The 16,537-nt window shown below is 71.1% G+C and carries 17 protein-coding genes; 8 read left to right on the top strand and 9 right to left on the bottom strand.

Annotation, left to right across the window (positions count from 1 at the left end; genetic code table 11):
* Positions 1–6: 6 nt before the first annotated feature.
* From ABD286_RS06115 to ABD286_RS06105, 3 genes are all read right to left on the bottom strand, one after another.
* A complete protein-coding gene (locus ABD286_RS06115) occupies positions 7–1,794 on the bottom strand; it encodes a glycerol-3-phosphate dehydrogenase/oxidase (RefSeq protein WP_344191251.1) in 1,788 nt (595 codons plus the stop codon).
* Positions 1,795–1,798: 4 nt separating this feature from the next.
* Positions 1,799–3,322, bottom strand: coding sequence for a glycerol kinase GlpK (gene glpK / locus ABD286_RS06110; protein ID WP_344191249.1), 1,524 nt, complete (start codon positions 3,320–3,322; stop codon positions 1,799–1,801).
* Between the two features lie 155 nt (positions 3,323–3,477).
* On the bottom strand, positions 3,478–4,011 hold the full coding sequence (locus tag ABD286_RS06105) for a MaoC family dehydratase (protein ID WP_344191247.1): 534 nt from the start codon (positions 4,009–4,011) through the stop codon (positions 3,478–3,480).
* 179 nt (positions 4,012–4,190) lie between these two features.
* Here ABD286_RS06105 and ABD286_RS06100 point away from each other — a divergent pair, with 179 nt between their 5' ends.
* The 4 genes from ABD286_RS06100 (at position 4,191) to ABD286_RS06085 (ending at position 7,008) form a co-directional block, all read left to right on the top strand.
* On the top strand, positions 4,191–4,565 hold the full coding sequence (locus ABD286_RS06100; protein ID WP_344191245.1) for a YciI family protein: 375 nt from the start codon (positions 4,191–4,193) through the stop codon (positions 4,563–4,565).
* 70 nt (positions 4,566–4,635) lie between these two features.
* Positions 4,636–5,487 (top strand): PHP domain-containing protein, encoded by an 852-nt coding sequence (locus ABD286_RS06095; RefSeq protein WP_344191244.1) that lies wholly within the window; start codon positions 4,636–4,638, stop codon positions 5,485–5,487.
* Positions 5,484–6,101, top strand: a complete 618-nt coding sequence (locus tag ABD286_RS06090) for a MarC family protein (protein ID WP_344191242.1) — start codon at positions 5,484–5,486, stop codon at positions 6,099–6,101. Before ABD286_RS06095 ends, ABD286_RS06090 begins: the two co-directional genes overlap by 4 nt.
* A 10-nt stretch (positions 6,102–6,111) precedes the next feature.
* Complete coding sequence (locus tag ABD286_RS06085; protein ID WP_344191241.1) at positions 6,112–7,008, top strand: RecB family exonuclease; 897 nt, start codon at positions 6,112–6,114, stop codon at positions 7,006–7,008.
* Here the strand turns inward: ABD286_RS06085 and ABD286_RS06080 are convergent.
* Positions 6,992–7,906, bottom strand: a complete 915-nt coding sequence (locus ABD286_RS06080) for a hypothetical protein (RefSeq protein WP_344191240.1) — start codon at positions 7,904–7,906, stop codon at positions 6,992–6,994. The two genes, ABD286_RS06085 and ABD286_RS06080, sit on opposite strands and share 17 nt — an antisense overlap.
* 231 nt (positions 7,907–8,137) lie before the next feature.
* Here ABD286_RS06080 and ABD286_RS06075 point away from each other — a divergent pair, with 231 nt between their 5' ends.
* From ABD286_RS06075 to ABD286_RS06065, 3 genes are all read left to right on the top strand, one after another.
* Entirely contained in the window at positions 8,138–8,887 is a 750-nt protein-coding gene (locus ABD286_RS06075) for a ParA family protein (RefSeq protein WP_344191239.1), read from the top strand.
* A gap of 295 nt (positions 8,888–9,182) precedes the next feature.
* Positions 9,183–9,425: a hypothetical protein gene (locus ABD286_RS06070; RefSeq protein ID WP_344191237.1), complete on the top strand. Its 243-nt coding sequence runs from the start codon at positions 9,183–9,185 to the stop codon at positions 9,423–9,425.
* A 166-nt stretch (positions 9,426–9,591) separates the two neighbouring features.
* Positions 9,592–10,638, top strand: coding sequence for an NAD(P)-dependent alcohol dehydrogenase (locus ABD286_RS06065; protein WP_344191236.1), 1,047 nt, complete (start codon positions 9,592–9,594; stop codon positions 10,636–10,638).
* A 65-nt stretch (positions 10,639–10,703) separates the two neighbouring features.
* Here the strand turns inward: ABD286_RS06065 and ABD286_RS06060 are convergent, their stop codons facing one another.
* Positions 10,704–12,242 (bottom strand): hypothetical protein, encoded by a 1,539-nt coding sequence (locus tag ABD286_RS06060; RefSeq protein ID WP_344191235.1) that lies wholly within the window; start codon positions 12,240–12,242, stop codon positions 10,704–10,706.
* A gap of 83 nt (positions 12,243–12,325) precedes the next feature.
* The gene (locus ABD286_RS06055) at positions 12,326–13,885 is read right to left on the bottom strand and encodes a DEAD/DEAH box helicase (RefSeq protein ID WP_344191233.1); all 1,560 of its coding nucleotides are present in this window, start codon (positions 13,883–13,885) and stop codon (positions 12,326–12,328) included.
* A gap of 246 nt (positions 13,886–14,131) precedes the next feature.
* Here ABD286_RS06055 and ABD286_RS06050 point away from each other — a divergent pair, with 246 nt between their 5' ends.
* The gene (locus tag ABD286_RS06050) at positions 14,132–14,824 is read left to right on the top strand and encodes a ferritin-like fold-containing protein (RefSeq protein WP_344191231.1); all 693 of its coding nucleotides are present in this window, start codon (positions 14,132–14,134) and stop codon (positions 14,822–14,824) included.
* 230 nt (positions 14,825–15,054) lie between these two features.
* On the opposite strand, the gene ABD286_RS06045 is transcribed toward ABD286_RS06050, so the two are convergent.
* From ABD286_RS06045 to ABD286_RS06035, 3 genes are all read right to left on the bottom strand, one after another.
* Positions 15,055–15,327, bottom strand: coding sequence for a GlsB/YeaQ/YmgE family stress response membrane protein (locus tag ABD286_RS06045; RefSeq protein ID WP_344191229.1), 273 nt, complete (start codon positions 15,325–15,327; stop codon positions 15,055–15,057).
* A gap of 191 nt (positions 15,328–15,518) precedes the next feature.
* Positions 15,519–15,743, bottom strand: a complete 225-nt coding sequence (locus ABD286_RS06040; RefSeq protein ID WP_344193287.1) for a DUF3107 domain-containing protein — start codon at positions 15,741–15,743, stop codon at positions 15,519–15,521.
* A gap of 77 nt (positions 15,744–15,820) precedes the next feature.
* Entirely contained in the window at positions 15,821–16,477 is a 657-nt protein-coding gene (locus ABD286_RS06035) for a TetR/AcrR family transcriptional regulator (RefSeq protein ID WP_056915350.1), read from the bottom strand.
* Positions 16,478–16,537: the final 60 nt, after the last annotated feature.

Genomic DNA, 16,537 nt, shown 5'->3' with positions numbered 1-16,537 from the left:
GTCGCGCTAGAGGGTGCCGTCGGGGCCGCTGCGGCGGGCCTCGTCGGCGGAGGCGTCGTCGGGCATGGTCTGGCTGACGCGCTCGGCCTCGACGCGACCGAGGTAGATCGCGATCTCCTCGGCCGTGCGGTCCTCGTCCCAGCCGAGGACGGGCGCGACGAGGGCCGCGGCGACCGGGGCCGCCGAGACACCACGGTCCCAGGCCTCGATCGAGATGCGGGTGCGGCGGGTGAGGATGTCGGTGAGGTGCAACGCGCCTTCGTGGGACGCGGCATAGACGACCTCGGCCCGGAGGTGGTCCTCGGCACCCTCGAGCGGCTGGCCGAGCTCGGGACGCTCCCGGACGAGGTCGAGGACCTCCTGGGTGAGCACGCCGTAGCGACGCAGCAGGTGCTCGACGCGGGCGACGTGCAGCCCCGCCTCGGAGGCGAGGGTGTGGCGCTGGTTCCAGATCGCGGCGTAGCCGACGGCCCCGACGAGGGGGACGGCGTCGGTGGTGGACGGCGGGACCCGGCGCGAGATGGCCTGCACGGCCTCGTCGACGGCGTCCTTGGCCATGACGCGGTAGGTCGTGTACTTGCCGCCGGCCACGACGACGAGACCGGGGGCGCTGTGGGCCACGACGTGCTCGCGGGAGAGCTTGCTCGTCGACTCGGACTCCCCGGCGAGGAGGGGGCGCAGCCCGGCGTAGACGCCCTCGACGTCCTCGTGGGTGAGCGGCGTCTGGAGCACGCGGTTGACGTGGTCGAGGATGTAGTCGATGTCGGCGCGGGTCGCCGCCGGGTGCGCCTTGTCGAGCGCCCAGTCGGTGTCGGTCGTGCCGATGATCCAGTGCCGGCCCCACGGGATGACGAACAGCACGGACTTCTCGGTGCGCAGGATCAGGCCGGTCGAGGAGTGGATGCGGTCGCGCGGGACGACGAGGTGGATGCCCTTGGACGCCCGGACGTGGAACTGGCCCCGCTCGCCGACCATCGCCTGGGTGTCATCGGTCCAGACGCCCGTCGCGTTGACGATCTGGCGGGCGTTGATGACGAACTCCTCGTCGGTGAGCTTGTCGATCGCCCGGACCCCGGTGACGCGTTCGCCCTGGCGCAGGAAGCCGATGGCGGCGACGCGGTTGGCGACGTGGGCGCCGTAGTGCGCGGCGGTCCTGGCGAGCTCCATCGTGTGACGGGCGTCGTCGACCTGGGCGTCGTAGTACTGCACCGCGCCGGTGAGGGCGTTGCTCTTCAGGCTGGGCATGAGGCGCAGCGCCTGGCGACGGGTCAGGTGGCGGTGGTGGGGGAGGCCGGCGCCACCACTGGCCGCCATCGCCATGGCGTCGTAGAGGGCGATGCCCGAGCCGACGTAGGCGCGTTCCCACACGCGGTGGTTGAGCGGGTAGAGGAACGGCACGGGGCGCACGAGGTGGGGAGCCAGTCGGGTCAGCAGCAGGCCGCGCTCTTGCAGGGCCTCCTTGACCAGGGTGAAGTCGAGCATCTCGAGGTAGCGGAGGCCGCCGTGGATGAGCTTGCTCGACCGCGACGAGGTGCCGCTGGCGAAGTCGCGCTGCTCGATCAGACCGGTGGACAGTCCACGCGTCACGGCGTCCAGGGCCGTGCCGGTGCCGACGACCCCGCCGCCGATGACGAGCAGCTCGAGCTCCTCGCCGGACCTGAGGGCATCGATGGCCCGCTGGCGTGCCTGCGGCGAGAGGCCGGTGGCCTGGGCCGTGCGGGTGGTCCCCGCGGCGTCGGTGGCGCCGGTCGTTCCGGTGGCGCCGGTGTTCCCGGTGGAGGTTCCCGTGCTCATTGCCCTATCCCTCGTCGACGTCCACCCAGTCCAGGGTGCGTTCCACGGCCTTGCGCCACCCGGCGTACCCGTTGGTGCGCTGCTCGTCGCTCCAGGTCGGCGACCATCGCTGGGACTCCTGCCAGTTGGCGCGCAGCTCCTCGGTGCCGGACCAGAAGCCAGTGGCCAGACCAGCAGCGTAGGCCGCACCCAGTGCGGTGGTTTCGGCGACCACCGGGCGTGAGACGGGAACGCCCAGGATGTCCGCCTGCAGCTGCATGCAGAGGCCGTTGGCGGTGACGCCGCCGTCGACCTTGAGGACCTCGAGACGCACACCGGAGTCCTTGGTCATGGCGTCGGCGACGTCCCGCGACTGGTAGCAGATGGCCTCGAGCGTGGCTCGTGCCAGGTGGGCGCCGGTGTTGAACCGCGACATGCCGACGATGGCGCCGCGGGCGTCCGGTCGCCAGTAGGGGGCGAAGAGGCCGGAGAAGGCCGGGACGAAGTAGAGGCCACCGGTGTCGTCGACCGACTTGGCGAGACGCTCGACGTCGCCGGCCCCGGAGATGATGCCGAGCTGGTCGCGCAGCCACTGGACCGCCGAGCCGGTGACCGCGATCGAGCCCTCCAGGGCGTAGACCGGCTTGGCGTCGCCGAACTGGTAGGCGACCGTGGTCAGCAGCCCCGACTCGCTGCGGACGATCTCCTCGCCGGTGTTGAGGAGCATGAAGTTGCCCGTGCCGTAGGTGTTCTTGGCCTCGCCGGGGCTGAAGCAGACCTGGCCGACTGTGGCGGCGTGCTGGTCGCCGAGGTCACCGGCCAGGGGCACCTCGCCACCGAGCGGGCCGCCTGTCCTCGTCGTGCCGTAGAACGCGGGGTCGGAGCTGGGACGGATCTCGGGGAGCATGGAGCGCGGGATGTCGAAGAAGGACAACAGCTCGTCGTCCCAGTCGAGGGTGCGCAGGTCCATGAGCATCGTGCGGCTGGCGTTGGTCACGTCGGTGACGTGGACGCCGCCGTCGGTGCCGCCGGTGAGGTTCCACAGCAGCCAGGTGTCGACGGTCCCGAAGACCGCCTCCCCCTTCTCGGCTGCCTGGCGGGCCCCGTCGACGTTCTCGAGGATCCACTGCACCTTGCCGGCGGCGAAGTAGGCGGCGGGCGGGATGCCGGCGCGCTCGCGGATCACCTCTCCCTTGCCCGACTGGTCGAGGGCGCGAGCGATCTTGTCGGTGCGGGTGTCCTGCCAGACGATCGCGTTGTGCAGGGGTCGGCCGGTGCGGCGGTTCCACACGACGGTCGTCTCGCGCTGGTTCGTGATCCCGAGGGCGGACAGGTCGCTGGCGTGGAGGTCGAGGTGTGCCAGCGCCGACGCGATGACGGTCTGGGTGCGTTCCCAGATCTCCAGCGGGCTGTGCTCGACCCACCCGGCGCGGGGCATGATCTGCTCGTGCTCGAGCTGGCGGCGGCCCACCTCCGCACCGCTGTGGTCGAACACCATGAACCGCGTGCTCGTCGTCCCCTGGTCAACTGCGCCAACGAAATCGGCCATGTCCCGACCCTAGCGCCGCAGCTGCTGCGCGAGTGGGGACCGTCCGCGTCACGATCAGCTCTCGGTGAGCGCGAACTGTCGCTCCATGGGGACGATTCCGACAGTTCGCGCTCATCGAGGACGACGGCACAGCCGCGCGCGGGAGATCGGGGTGGTCAGTCCTTGGAGGTGGGAGCCGGTTCGACGAGCTCGGGGCGGCCGGGCTGCTCCCCACCGCGGGCCGCGAGGTAGCTCTCCTTGGGCACCATCACCTTGCGGCGGAAGACGCAGACGAGGGTGCCGTCCTGGTTGTAGCCCTTGGTCTCGACATGGACGATGCCGCGGTCGTCCTTGGACGTGGACTCCCACTTGTCGAGGACCTCGGTCTGGCCGTAGATCGTGTCGCCGTGGAACGTCGGCGCGACGTGGCGCAGTGACTCCACCTCGAGGTTGGCGATGGCCTTGCCCGAGACGTCGGGGACGGACATGCCGAGCAGCAACGAGTAGATGTAGTTGCCGACCACCACGTTCTTCTTGAACTGCGTCGTGTTCTCCGCGTAGTTCGCATCGAGGTGGAGGGGATGGTGGTTCATGGTCAGGAGGCAGAACAGGTGGTCGTCGTACTCGGTCACCGTCTTGCCGGGCCAGTGCTTGTAGACCGCGCCGACCTCGAACTCCTCGTAGCTGCGTCCGAATTGCATGGTGGCCATCCTGCCGAGGCCGGCTTGGCAAGGACACCGTTGTGCCGCGTGGGTTCCCTCACAGCGGAGCTCTCGCGATCGGCGCTCGGGAAGTTCTTCGCAGCAGAATGTCGAGGGCGCCCGGCGCCGTGCGTCAGGGGAGTGACGGGGGCAGGACCGCCGCCCGCACGACAGACAGGGAGCAGCACATGAAGTACGTCATCCTCATCCACTCCAACCCGCAGCCCTGGGGCCACCCCACGGCGGACTTCCTCCCGCAGTACGAGCCGCTCTCGGCAGCCGAGCGCGAGCAGCAGGGCGCCGAGTTCGACGCCCTCCTGAACGACCTCTCGGAGCGCGGTGAGCTCGTCGGAGGCCAGGCCCTCGGGGACCCCCGGGACGCGCGGCTGTTCCGGTACGAGGGCGGCCGCCGGAAGATGACCGACGGCCCGTATGCGGAGACCGCGGAGCACTTCGCCGGGTTCTTCCTCATCGACGTGGCCGACCAGGCCCGCGCCGAGGAGGTGGCCGAGCAGTTCAGCGGTCCGGGGGAGACGGTCGAGCTGCGCCCCCTCGCGCAGTAGGCGGTCGGCGGGGTCGGCGGGCGCGGCCACGGGGACAGGACCACCCGTTGGCTGCCCCTACCCTTGGTCCGTGCTCATCGACCTCCACACCCACTCCTCGGCGAGCGACGGCACCCAGCCCGCTGCCGACGTGGTCAGGTCGGCCGCCGAGGCCGGTCTCGACGTGGTGGCACTGACCGACCACGACACGTATGCCGGGTGGCCGGCTGCCGTCGACGCCGCGGTGGAGCTGGGCGTGGGTCTGGTCCGGGGCGTCGAGATCTCGTGCACCCACCGCGGCATCAGCGTCCACCTCCTCGGCTACCTCGTCGACCCCGAGCACCCGGAGCTGGCTGCCGAGCTCGCCCGGGCCAAGGACTCGCGCGAGACCCGGGTCGAACGCATGGTGGCCGCGATGTCCGCCGACGGCATACCGGTCACGCTCGAGCAGGTGCGCTCGCTGGCCGGTGAGGGAGCAACTCTCGGCCGCCCGCACATCGCCGACGCCCTCGTGGACAGCGGGGTGATCCGCACCCGCGACGAGGCCTTCGAGGACCTGCTGCGCAACGGCAGCCGGTACTACGCCTCGCACTACGCCCCGGACCCCGTCCGAGCCGTGCAGCTCGTCCGTGCCGCAGGGGGAGTGCCGGTGATGGCCCACCCGTTCGCCAACGGGCGCGGCTGGACCGTGGGTGACGAGGTCATCGAGGCGATGGCGCGCGCCGGGCTCGGCGGACTCGAGGCCGCGCACCGCGACCACACCCCCCGCGAGCAGGCCCACGCCGTCGACCTCGCCGCGCAGCTGGGGCTGCTCACGACCGGCTCGAGCGACTACCACGGCACCGGCAAGCAGAACGTCCTCGGCGAGAACACCACGGACCCCGAGGTACTCGCCGCGATCGAGGACCAGGCACGGAGCGGGACCGGGGTGGTCCGGGCGTGAACGACATCGTCGACCTGCAGGTGCTGGGCTCGGTCTTCGTGACCCTGTTCGTCATCATGGACCCGCCCGGGGCCCTGCCGATCTTCCTCGCGCTGACCGGCACGCTGACCCAGAAGCAGAAGATCGCGGCGGCCCGTCGCGCCTCCCTCGTCGCCCTGGGCGTCATCGTGGTCTTCGCCGTCTTCGGCCAGCAGATCCTGACCTACCTGCACATCTCGCTGCCTGCCCTCCAGGGCGCCGGTGGCCTCCTGCTCCTCCTGGTCGCGCTCCAGCTGCTCACGGGTTCGGAGCAGGAGCAGCACGCCGACGCGGGTGTCAACGTCGCGCTGGTGCCGCTCGGCACGCCGCTGCTCGCCGGTCCCGGCGCGATCGTCGCGACGATGCTCGCGGTGCAGAGCGCGGACGGGGCCAACGAGTACGCCGCCGTGGCGCTCGGGCTCGTCGCGACGATGTTCGTCGTGTGGCTGTTCTTCCGGTTCGCCGGGCAGGTGCACCGGGTGCTCAAGGACAGCGGCACCGTCCTCATCACCCGCATCGCCGGACTGCTGCTCTCCGCGATCGCCGTGCAGATGGTCGCGGACAGCGTGCGGGCCTTCGTCAGTGGCACCGCCTAACGTGGCGGACATGCAGCAGGGGAGCCCCGTCGGGTCGGGTAGCGCAGGGCAGGGCGCGTTCGTGCAGGAGTCCTTCGGGGGTATGCCGCGTCGCCTGTTCCGCGCGAGCCCGAGCCGGTTGCTGGCGTGGGTCGACTGCCCGCGCCGCTACCGCATGCAGTACCTCGACCGTCCCAGCCCGCCGCCGCGGGCCCAGCGCGCCCACACCTCGGTGGGCACGGCCGTGCACAACGCCCTGCGCGACTGGTGGGACCTCCCGCAGGCGCAGCGCACCCCGGAGGCGGGGGCCGAGCTCGTGCGGACCTCGTGGATCGACGCGGGGTTCCGGGACCCCGACCAGTCCCTGGAGTGGCGCGAGCGCGCCCAGGGGCAGGTCCGTTCCTACCTCGACGATGTCGATCCCGCCGACCAGCCGCTCGGCATCGAGCGGACGGTGTCGCTCAAGACCGAGCAGATCGCGCTCCAGGGACGCATCGACCGGCTCGACGACCGGGGCAGCGAGCTCGCCGTCGTGGACTACAAGACCAGCCGGTGGGAGCCCACCGACGACGACGCCCGGACCTCGCTCCCGCTCGCCCTGTATGCCGCCGCGGCCTGGAAGATGTTCCGTCGCCGGTGCGTGCGGGTCGAGCTGCACCACCTGCCCAGTGGCGCGGTGGCCAGCCACGAGCACACGGGGGAGTCGCTCCAGCGCAAGATCGCCGAGGCCGAGTCGATCGCGCGGGACGCCCGCCGGGCCGAGGACGACTACGCCGAGTTCGGGGTGGACTCGGGGCGCTTCCCGGCGACCGTCGGACCGCTCTGCCAGTGGTGCGACTTCCGGGCACACTGCCCGGCAGGTCAGGCCGTCGGGCCCGAGAAGTCGGGCTGGGCCGCCCTGGAGAACCCGGTCAGAACTCCCACCTGATGCCGACCCGCCCGGGCCCGACCTTGTGGACGACGTGCTGGACGCTGGTGGACTCACCGAGGTCCACCAGGCTCGACGTGGTCATCCCGTCCAGGACCGTGTAGGTCTCGACGGTCACCGGCAGCTTCGCCGGGTCGAAGCGCACCCAGATCATCAGCTCGCTGACCCGGTTGAGCAGGAAGTACTCGATCGACTGCTCGGGGTCGAGGTCGAGGGGCAGCGTGACCCGGTGCTCCGCCGCAGCGGTCTCGTCCACGCGAAGCGGGCGCTCGAGGATGATCTCGGCGGCGAACACGCCCTCGGCGTCGTGGGAGATGGTGCGTCCGACGCGGCAGCCGCTCACGGCGGTGAAGTGGGCGCGCTCGCCGCTCGGCTGGTCGGTGGCGAGCAGGGCCGGGATGCGCTGGGCGCCGTCACGCATGGCGCGGACGACGTTGCGGATGGTGCGCACGCGCTGCACGCCTTGCGCGTCGACGTCGAGGGTGTCGTGGACGGTGAGGTCGACCAGCTCGAGGGTGTCGCCGAAACCCAGCTGCTGCATCGCCTGCGTGGCGAGCGGGATCTCCACGGGCAGCTCGGCGGCGCGGGGCAGCTCGCGGGCCGGGCCGGGCCGTCGTCGTGGACCGAGCTTGCTCAGCAGGTGGCCTCGCGGCACCCCGAGGATCTCCTCGAGGTGGGCGACGGCCTCCAGCGAGCCGACCCGCTGGGGCTGGCTGCGGCCGGACTGCCAGTAGCTCAGCGTCGCGATGCTGACCGGTGTGCCGCGCTCGTCGAGCCGACGACGCAGCGACTCCAGGCTGCGCCCGCTGTGCTTGACGGCCGTGCGCAGGGCAGCAGGGAAGGTGGCATCACCCAGTCCCTGGGAGCCCCCCTGGCCCCGGTGTTGCGGCGTCGCCACCAGCCAAACCTCTCCTGTCGGCACATGTGCGCCGCCCGTCGTAGCCCTGCGCTACGTCCAACACGATAAAGGTTCAACTAGTTCTTTGCGCGCGTGCGACGCCAGATAGGTCCTTTGGGTCGGCGTTACGGCGACGTTCGTACCTGACAGACTGGGCCACGGCACACCCACCACGCACGGAAGGGCCTCTCGTTGGCCAGAGCTCGCACCAGGCCCGCCACGATCATCTCGGTGGCCAACCAGAAGGGCGGCGTCGCCAAGACGACGTCGGTCGCGTCCCTCGGCGCAGCGTTCGCCGAGCAGGGCAAGCGCGTGCTGCTGGTGGACCTCGACGCCCAGGCCTGCCTGACGTTCAGCCTCGGCGTGGACCCCGACGAGGTGGAGTCCTCGGTCAACGAGGTGCTGCTGGGCAGGGCCGGCATCGCGGACGTGCGGGTCAGCTGTGACGACGGGGTCGACCTGGTCCCGAGCGTCATCGACCTCGCCGGGGCCGAGGCCCAGCTGCTGCCGAGGCCGGGACGCGAGTACGTCCTGCGCACCGCCTTGGAGGACGTCCGCAGCGAGTACGACGTCATCCTCCTCGACTGCTCGCCGAGCCTCGGGGTGCTCACCCTCAACGCGCTCACCGCCAGCCAGGGCCTGATCATCCCCATGCCGTGCGAGATGCTCAGCCACCGCGGGGTGGGGCAGCTCCTCGACACGGTCACCGACGTGCAGAAGATCCTCAACAAGGACCTGGTGGTCCTCGGCATCCTCCCCACCATGTTCGACGGCCGCAGCAACCACGCGCAGGAGGTGCTGGCCGACGTCGGCGAGCGCTACGGCCTGCCCGTGTTGAGCCCCCCGATCCCCAAGACGGTGCGGTTCGCCGAGGCGCCGGCGGTGGGCCGCTCCATCCTCAGCACGTCGCGCACCTCCAAGGGCGCCACGGCCTACCGTGAGGTCGCCGCCGCGCTGACGAAGCGGCTCGCCAAGCTCTGACCAGGCTCTGAACCGAGCTCTGAGTCCAGCTCCGAGCCGCGGTGCGAGCACCTCGAGTGCCGGGCGGTGCCTGTGTGGCGGCCGTGACGCAGCAACCGCACCTCAGCCGAACGGTTGATGCCCAACTGACCCGATCGGGCCGGAAACACGGCTGTCGGCGTGTCGGAAGGTATAGACCTGGCAAAGCCGTCGTGACCACGGTCATCTCCGCTGAGACGATCTCGGAGTTCGCCCCCGGAGCACGACCAGACCCCCTGCTGGTCGTCGATCGAGGCGTAGATCCGAGGAGTCCCCCATGTCGTTCACCCCCCAGCCGACATCCACCGCACGGTCGACCAGCGCGCACGCCGGTCCGCTGCAGACCGTCCTCGCGGCGGTCGCCGTCTGCGTCCTGTACTGGGCTGTCAGCATCAACGACACGCCGGCCGCGAACGCCGGCTCCGGCGCCGCCGCGGTGCACCTCCAGCAGGTCGGGAACACCTCGTCGGTCCACTCCGCCGTGCCCGCCGCGTTCTCGGTGTCCGGGCAGGTGCGCTAGATCCGAGGAGAACACTGCTGACGGTCCGACGACAGCAGGGACTCCTGTGGTCCTCCTGATGGTTCTGGTGCGGGCGCGCCAGGATCACCAGGGGTTCGCGGAATAGTCGTCCGTCCTTGGGACTTGTCCCATGACGGTGACTGACCCCGACCCCCCAAGGAGAATCATGTCCCGCACTGCAGCACTGTCCGCAGCATCCGCCGGCGCCCCCCTCGAGGCGACGACGATCGAGCAGCGTGAGCTGCGCGACGACGACATCGTCATCGACATCGCCTTCGCCGGAATCTGCCACAGCGACATCCACCAGGTCCGTGAGGAGTGGGGGAGCGCCATCTTCCCGATGGTCCCCGGCCACGAGATCGCCGGTGTCGTGTCCAAGGTCGGCGACGGCGTGAGCCGCTACAAGGTCGGCGACCGCGTCGGTGTCGGCTGCATGGTCGACTCCTGTGGCGAGTGTGAGTACTGCAAGGACGGCGAGGAGCAGTTCTGCCTCAAGGGTGCCGTCATGACGTACAACGGCACCGGCTACGACGGCGAGAAGACCATGGGTGGCTACGCCCAGTCCGTCGTCGTCAGCGAGCGCTTCGCCGTCCGCATCCCCGACGCCCTCGAGCTCGACGTCGCGGCGCCCCTGCTGTGCGCGGGCATCACGACGTTCAACCCGCTCAAGCGCTGGGGTGCAGGCCCCGGCAAGAACGTCGCCGTCGTCGGCCTCGGTGGCCTCGGCCACCTCGGCGTGAAGTTCGCCGCGGCCCTCGGTGCCGAGGTGACGGTCCTCAGCCAGTCGACGGCCAAGGAGGCCGACAGCGCCAAGTTCGGTGCCGTCGCCCACTACGCCACCAAGGACCCGGAGACCTTCGAGAAGCTGCGCGGCTCGTTCGACCTCATCCTCAACACGGTGAGCGCGAACCTGCCCTTCGACGACTACCTCTCGCTGCTCAAGGCCAACGGGGCCATGGTCAACGTCGGTGCGCCGAGCGACCCCAGCACCTTCGTCGCCTTCTCCCTCATCGGCGGCAGCAAGGCCCTCGCCGGCTCCAACATCGGCGGGATCCCGCAGACCCAGGAGATGCTCGACTTCGCGGCCGAGCACGGCATCGCGGCCGAGATCGAGAAGATCGACGCCAGCCAGGTCAACGAGGCCTACGACCGCGTCGTCAACTCCGACGTGCGCTACCGCTTCGTCATCGACACGGCGACCATCAACGCCTGACGTATGGCGCCCCGTCACCCTTCGTGGCGGGGCGCCGCTGTCGGTGGTCTCCTGACCGCCGTCCTTCAGCCCTTGGCCCAGTGCCGGACCAGGGGCTGAAGCATGTCCTCCACGTCCCGGCCCTCGCCGGGACGCTCCGTGCCCAGCGCCGAGACGTAGGGCGCGTCCCCCTCGGAGAGGTTGAAGACCGCCGTCCACGACCGACCGGGCACCGGTAGCAGCAGCACCACGTCCGGGTGGGCGGACCCCAGGTCGGCGCGACGGGCCCGGACCACGTCCAGCACCGGCCGCCAGCTCGACTGCTCCAGGGGCAGGCGGATGAGGACGACCTGCGACTGCGGTCGCCCGTGCTCACCCCGTTCGGCCCAGTGCACACAGGTCGCCCCGGATGCGGCCGCACGCAGGGCTGCAAGGTAGTTGGCGGCCTTCGGCAGCGCCTCCCGTGGCCCGCTGTAGGCGAGGTTGAGGCCGTCCTCGGCGGCCGGGCAGTCGACCTCGGGATCGGGGGCGAGGGCGTCGTCCCGGTCGTAGTCCGGTGCGGCCACCGAGGTGTGCGCCTCCAACCGCTCGACCTGGGCCGGTAGTGCCTCGAGCACCCGTCCGAACGACACCCCCGGGGCGATGCGCAGGTCAGCGACGACGGGCCGCCGCTCCTCGGCACTGCCCACGTCGACCCGGGCGGCGCGGATTCCCGGCACCCCGGTGAGCTGCGTGGCGGCTGCCCTCGCCCAGGACGTCTCGTCCAAGGGGATCTCTCCGACAGGTCCTTCGACCGCCTCGCCCAGCCGTCCCAGGCCGTAGCCGGAGTCGTGCAGCGCTGCGGCGGTCGCTGCCAGGCGGGGAGACTCGGGCAAACGGATCACGCTGCGCAGGCTTCCGTCCGTGGGTCCGGACGTGATCAGCGCGAGGGGCCCGGCGGGGTCTGCTCTAACCGCGACGGCGAACGCCCGTGCGTCGGAGTCCGTGACCGTGCCACCAGCCCTGACCCGGACCTCGTGGCCCACGGGGTCGCGCACCGCGACGGCCGGGCTGGTCCCGAACCAGCCCGTGGAGCGGTCGGGGAGGGACTTCGCCAGAGCCTTCGCAGCGGCAGGCAGGTCGGCCCCAGCCGCCACCGTCACCGTGAACGGTGCGGTCTCGGAGCTGATGTCGGCCTGCACGGTGACGACGGAGGGCAGGGCCCGCATGGCGCCCAGCACCGTGATCGTCCTGGCGTTGGTGGAGGCGTCGGTGGCGAGCAGCACCCTGTCCGAGCCCTGCCGCAGCAGGACGCTGAGGCCGCGCACCCCCTGGTGCTCGGCCGCATACCCGGTGACGGCACGGCCGAGACGACCGACCACCTCCGCGTCGATGGGCTGGGCGACCACTGCCTCGGCGTCGGGGCGCAAGGCACGGGCAGCGACGGGACGCCCGGGTGGGCCGACGGCGAGCGCGCGACCGGGATCCGCCACCGACACGACATCCGGCTGCTCACGCAGGAAGTCGAGGAAGCGCTCCTGCTCGTCCGGGCCGAGCGTCGCGACGCAGACGGCCGCGACAGCGAGCGCGCCCGCGAGCACCAGCGTCAGGGTGTGCCATCCGCGCCGCCGACGAATCCTCCCCACGAGGTGAGGATGACACCGGCGGTCCCGGTATGGCGCCGAAGTGGCCGAATCGCAACCCTCACGGCGCCGTACCGGAGCGGTGCTCAGCCCTCCTGGCCGGCGGGGGCGGAGTCGCCCGAGCCACCGCGGGTGCGGCGACGGTTGCGGTTGCGACGGGGCTTGGCGGCGGCGTCGCCCTCGGCCCGGGGGGCGGAGTCGGAGCGGCGCTCGCCCCGGCCCGAGTCACGACCGGCGTCGCGCCCACCGCTGCGGGCGTTGTCCCGGCCGGAGTCACGACCGCCGTCACGTCCGCTGCGGCCACCGCCCGCGGGACGGCGCCCGCTGGACTTGCCCGTCTCGCCGAGGTCCTCGAGCACCTCGGCGCCGAGGCCCGCGAGCTTCTGGTCGGCCTTGGGCAGGCGGCCCTTGGCGGTGCGCGGGATGTTGAGCTGCTCGTACAGGTGGTCCGAGGAGGAGTAGGTCTCCTCGGGCTCGGGGATGCCGAGGTCGAGGGTCTTGTTGATCAGGCCCCAGCGCGGCATGTCGTCCCAGTCCACGAAGGTGACCGCGATGCCGGTGTTGCCGGCGCGCGCGGTGCGGCCGATGCGGTGGAGGTAGGTCTTCTCCTCCTCCGGGCACTGGTAGTTGATGACGTGGGTGACGTTGTCGACGTCGATGCCGCGGGCTGCGACGTCGGTGGCCACGAGGATGTCGACCTTGCCGTTGCGGAATGCGCGCAGCGCCTGCTCGCGAGCGCCCTGGCCGAGGTCACCGTGGATCGCGGCAGCAGCGAACCCGCGGTCGACGAGCTCGTCGGCGACCTTCGCAGCGGTGCGCTTGGTGCGGCTGAAGATGATCGTCAGGCCACGACCCTCGGCCTGGAGCATGCGGGCGAGCATCTCGACCTTGTCCATCGCGTGGGCGCGGTAGACGAACTGCTCGACGGCCTTGACCGTGTGGGCGTTCTCCTGGTCGTCACCCATCGCGCGGATGTGGGTGGGCTGCTTCATGTAGCGGCGGGCGAGGGCCACGACCGCACCCGGCATGGTGGCCGAGAACAGCATGGTCTGGCGGTTCGGCGGCGTCATGGCGAGGAGCTTCTCGACGTCGGGGAGGAACCCGAGGTCGAGCATCTCGTCGGCCTCGTCGAGGACGACGGACATGACGTGCGAGAGGTCGAGGTGGCCCTGCTTGGCCAGGTCGATGAGACGACCAGGGGTGCCGACGACGACCTCGACGCCGTTGCGCAGCGCCTCGATCTGCGGCTCGTAGGCCCGGCCGCCGTAGACGGTCAGGACGCGGATGCCGCGACCCTTGCCCGCGCGGTCGAGGTCGGCGGCGACCTGGACGGCGAGCTCGCGCGTCGGGGCCACGGCCAGGGCCTGCGGCTTGCCGGCGTGCTTGAAGCCGTCCCACGCGTCGTCGACGCGGGCGATGGTGCGGTTGAGCATGGGGACGCCGAAGCCCAGCGTCTTGCCGGTGCCCGTCTTGGCCTGGCCGATGATGTCGTGGCCGGCGAGGGCGACCGGGAGGGTCATCGCCTGGATGGGGAAGGGGGTGACGATCCCGGCAGCGCTCAGGGAGGCGACGATGTCGGGGTGGACGTCGAAGTCGGCGAACGTGGGATCTGCGGGCGCGGTGGCACCCGTGGTGGTCTCGGTCATGAAGTTCTCTCGATCGGGGGCGCTCCCTCGGGGAGGCCGTCGCGCCGCGGGCCGATCGGAGGTCTTCCATGCTCGTCGAGCGGTTGCGCGGACCACGTCCGCGGCTGATTCGTGCCGACCGGGCACCTTTGACGAGTCGAGTCTACCGCCGGGCCCGGCACATCCCCTCATCCTCGACCTCCGTCGGGGCGTCGTGACGGCTCATCGGGCGTCGGGAGGACCCCCTGCGCCGTTAGGGTGACGGACATGACGCAGGACGACTGGTTGGCCGAGCCGCAGTACCGCGAGGCCGTCGCCGACCTCCTCGGTGCCCTCGCCTACGGCGAGCTCACCGCCTTCACCCGGCTGGCCGGTGACTCCGAGCTCTCGCCGACGCAGCCGCTCAAGGCTGCCGTCGCCGGGCTGGCGGTCGCGGAGTTCCGCCACTACGAGATGATCGTGGCCCGCCTCGACGACATGGGCGTGGCACCCGAGACGGCCATGGCGCCGTTCATCGCCCCGGTCGACGCGTTCCACGAGCGCACCCGTCCGAGCACGTGGCTCGAGGGACTGGTCAAGGCCTACGTCGGCGACGGCATCGCCACCGACTTCTACCGGGAGGTCGCGGCGTACGTCGACCCCTCGACCCAGGCCCTGGTCCACTCCGCGATGCAGGACGTCGGTCAGGCCGACTTCGTGGTCAAGGTCGTCCGTGAGGCGATCCGCACCGACCCGCGCATCTCCGGCCGGCTCGCCCTGTGGGGGCGTCGCCTCGTCGGCGAGGCCCTGTCGCAGGCGCAGCAGGTGGCGGTCGAGCGTGACGCGTTGGCCTCCCTGCTCGTCGGAGGGGCCGGGGGACCGGACCGCCCGAGCGCCGACCTCGCCGAGCTGGGCCGGATGTTCGCCCGCCTCACCGACGAGCACACCCGCCGGATGGGCCGTCTGGGCCTGGCCGCCTGACGCCCCTGACTGGCCCGGCCGGGCCGGGCCAGTCGTCTGGCCTGGCCGCCCGACGCCCGCGACTTCGTACCCGTGGCGCCGATCATGACGGCGGTCGGACGCGGCTTGAGCGGCACCCGGGGTACGAAGTCGTCGGGGTGGTGGCACCCGGGGTACGAAGTCGTCGGGGTGCTAACACGACGAAGGGGCCCGGTCCTGGTGGACCGGGCCCCTTCGTGCGTCGGGTGACGTCAGGCGTGGTGGCTGCCCTTGCGGCCCATGACACGCTCGTAGATCACGACGAAGACCGCAGCGACGATGATGCTGATGATCCAGCGGATCCAGTCGATGCCGCCGGTGTCGCCGCCACCCATCGCGCCCCACAGGTAGTAACCCACGAGGGCGCCGAGGATGCCGAGGATGACGGTCACGAGTGCGCTGATGTTCTGCTTGCCCGGGAGGACCACGCGAGCCAGCACTCCGATGATGGCTCCAAAGATGATGGTGCCGATGATTCCAGCCATGTCCTGCTCCTTCTGCACCGGGGTTTCCGGTGTTGTCGTCGGACCGCGGTGCGGTCCTCACGACGACTACTCAACACCGCTGCGGGAGGAATCGCACGTCGGCGGGCCGGGTCCGCAGATCACGGACAGGGAACNGAGGTCGCCGCCCCCGCGTGGCGGGGACGGCCACCTCGTGGTCAGGCTCTGGTGGCTCAGCTGTTGCCGAAGCCGACGCCGCGCTTCTCGGACTCGCCGATCTGCACGTAGCCGAGGGCGCCGGCGGGGACCACGGTGACGCGGCCCTTGTCGTCGGTCAGCGACAGGGCGGCACCCTTGTCGATGGACGCGGCCACGGCCTTGGCGACCTCGTCGGGGCTCTGGGCGGACTCGATGACGACCTCACGGGAGACGTTCTGCACGCCGATCCGGACCTCCACGGTCATGGCCTTTCTGTGGGACGGAGCACGCGGCACAGCTGCCGGTGCGGACTGTCGGTTCTGACTTGTCGTTAAGGCTAACCAGCGTGCTCGGGGGAACCTTCCCCGCCCACCTTGGGGAACGAGCCGAGGCCGCGCCAGGCGAGCGTTCCGACGAGGCGCGCGGCCTCGTCCTTGGGCACGTCCGACCCCTGGGCGAGCCAGTGGCGGGCACTGACCTGCGCGAGCCCGGTGAGCGCCATACCGAGCAGGGAGGCGTCTTCGTCGGGGAGGCTGGTGTCCTCGGCGATGACCTCGGCCACCGCCTCCGCGCAGACCAGGCCCACGGCGTCGAGGCGGTTGCGGACCGCGGACTCGTTGGTGAGGTCGGACTCGAAGATCAGGCGGAACGCCGCACCGTCACGGGAGACGAAGTCGAAGTAGGCGGCGATGGAGGCGTAGACGCGCTCCTTGTTGTCATGCGTGGAGGCGAGCGCCTCGCGCACGAGCATCTCGAGGGCCTCGCTGTGCTTGTCGAGCAGGGCGAGGTAGAGCTCGAGCTTGCCGGGGAAGTGCTGGTACAGAACGGGTTTGGAGACCCCTGCTCGCTCGGCGATGTCGTCCATCGCGGCCGCGTGGTAGCCGGACTCGACGAACGCCGCCTGGGCGGCCTCGAGCAGCTGGGCACGGCGGGCGGAGCGCGGCATCCGCTGTCCGCGGGCGGCGTCGGTGCCGGTGTCGGCGCGAAGCGACATGCGTGCCTCTCAGGTCGGGAGGTCACCACCGGGCGGCGGTGTCGGGGACATCGTACGGGT

Origin of the sequence: Pedococcus aerophilus, from assembly GCF_039532215.1 — a bacterium.
Classification (GTDB): Bacteria; Actinomycetota; Actinomycetes; order Actinomycetales; family Dermatophilaceae; genus Pedococcus; species Pedococcus aerophilus.
This window is presented reverse-complemented; position numbering and strand designations above follow the sequence as displayed.

Coding starts and splice junctions, on each gene's coding strand:
- ABD286_RS06045 (WP_344191229.1), bottom strand. CDS start 15,327: ATGGCTGGAATCATCGGCACCATCATCTTTGGAGCCATCATCGGAGTG.
- ABD286_RS06100 (WP_344191245.1), top strand. CDS start 4,191: ATGAAGTACGTCATCCTCATCCACTCCAACCCGCAGCCCTGGGGCCAC.
- ABD286_RS06035 (WP_056915350.1), bottom strand. CDS start 16,477: ATGTCGCTTCGCGCCGACACCGGCACCGACGCCGCCCGCGGACAGCGG.
- ABD286_RS06050 (WP_344191231.1), top strand. CDS start 14,132: ATGACGCAGGACGACTGGTTGGCCGAGCCGCAGTACCGCGAGGCCGTC.
- ABD286_RS06115 (WP_344191251.1), bottom strand. CDS start 1,794: ATGAGCACGGGAACCTCCACCGGGAACACCGGCGCCACCGGAACGACC.
- glpK (WP_344191249.1), bottom strand. CDS start 3,322: ATGGCCGATTTCGTTGGCGCAGTTGACCAGGGGACGACGAGCACGCGG.
- ABD286_RS06105 (WP_344191247.1), bottom strand. CDS start 4,011: ATGGCCACCATGCAATTCGGACGCAGCTACGAGGAGTTCGAGGTCGGC.
- ABD286_RS06085 (WP_344191241.1), top strand. CDS start 6,112: ATGCAGCAGGGGAGCCCCGTCGGGTCGGGTAGCGCAGGGCAGGGCGCG.
- ABD286_RS06070 (WP_344191237.1), top strand. CDS start 9,183: ATGTCGTTCACCCCCCAGCCGACATCCACCGCACGGTCGACCAGCGCG.
- ABD286_RS06055 (WP_344191233.1), bottom strand. CDS start 13,885: ATGACCGAGACCACCACGGGTGCCACCGCGCCCGCAGATCCCACGTTC.
- ABD286_RS06065 (WP_344191236.1), top strand. CDS start 9,592: ATGTCCCGCACTGCAGCACTGTCCGCAGCATCCGCCGGCGCCCCCCTC.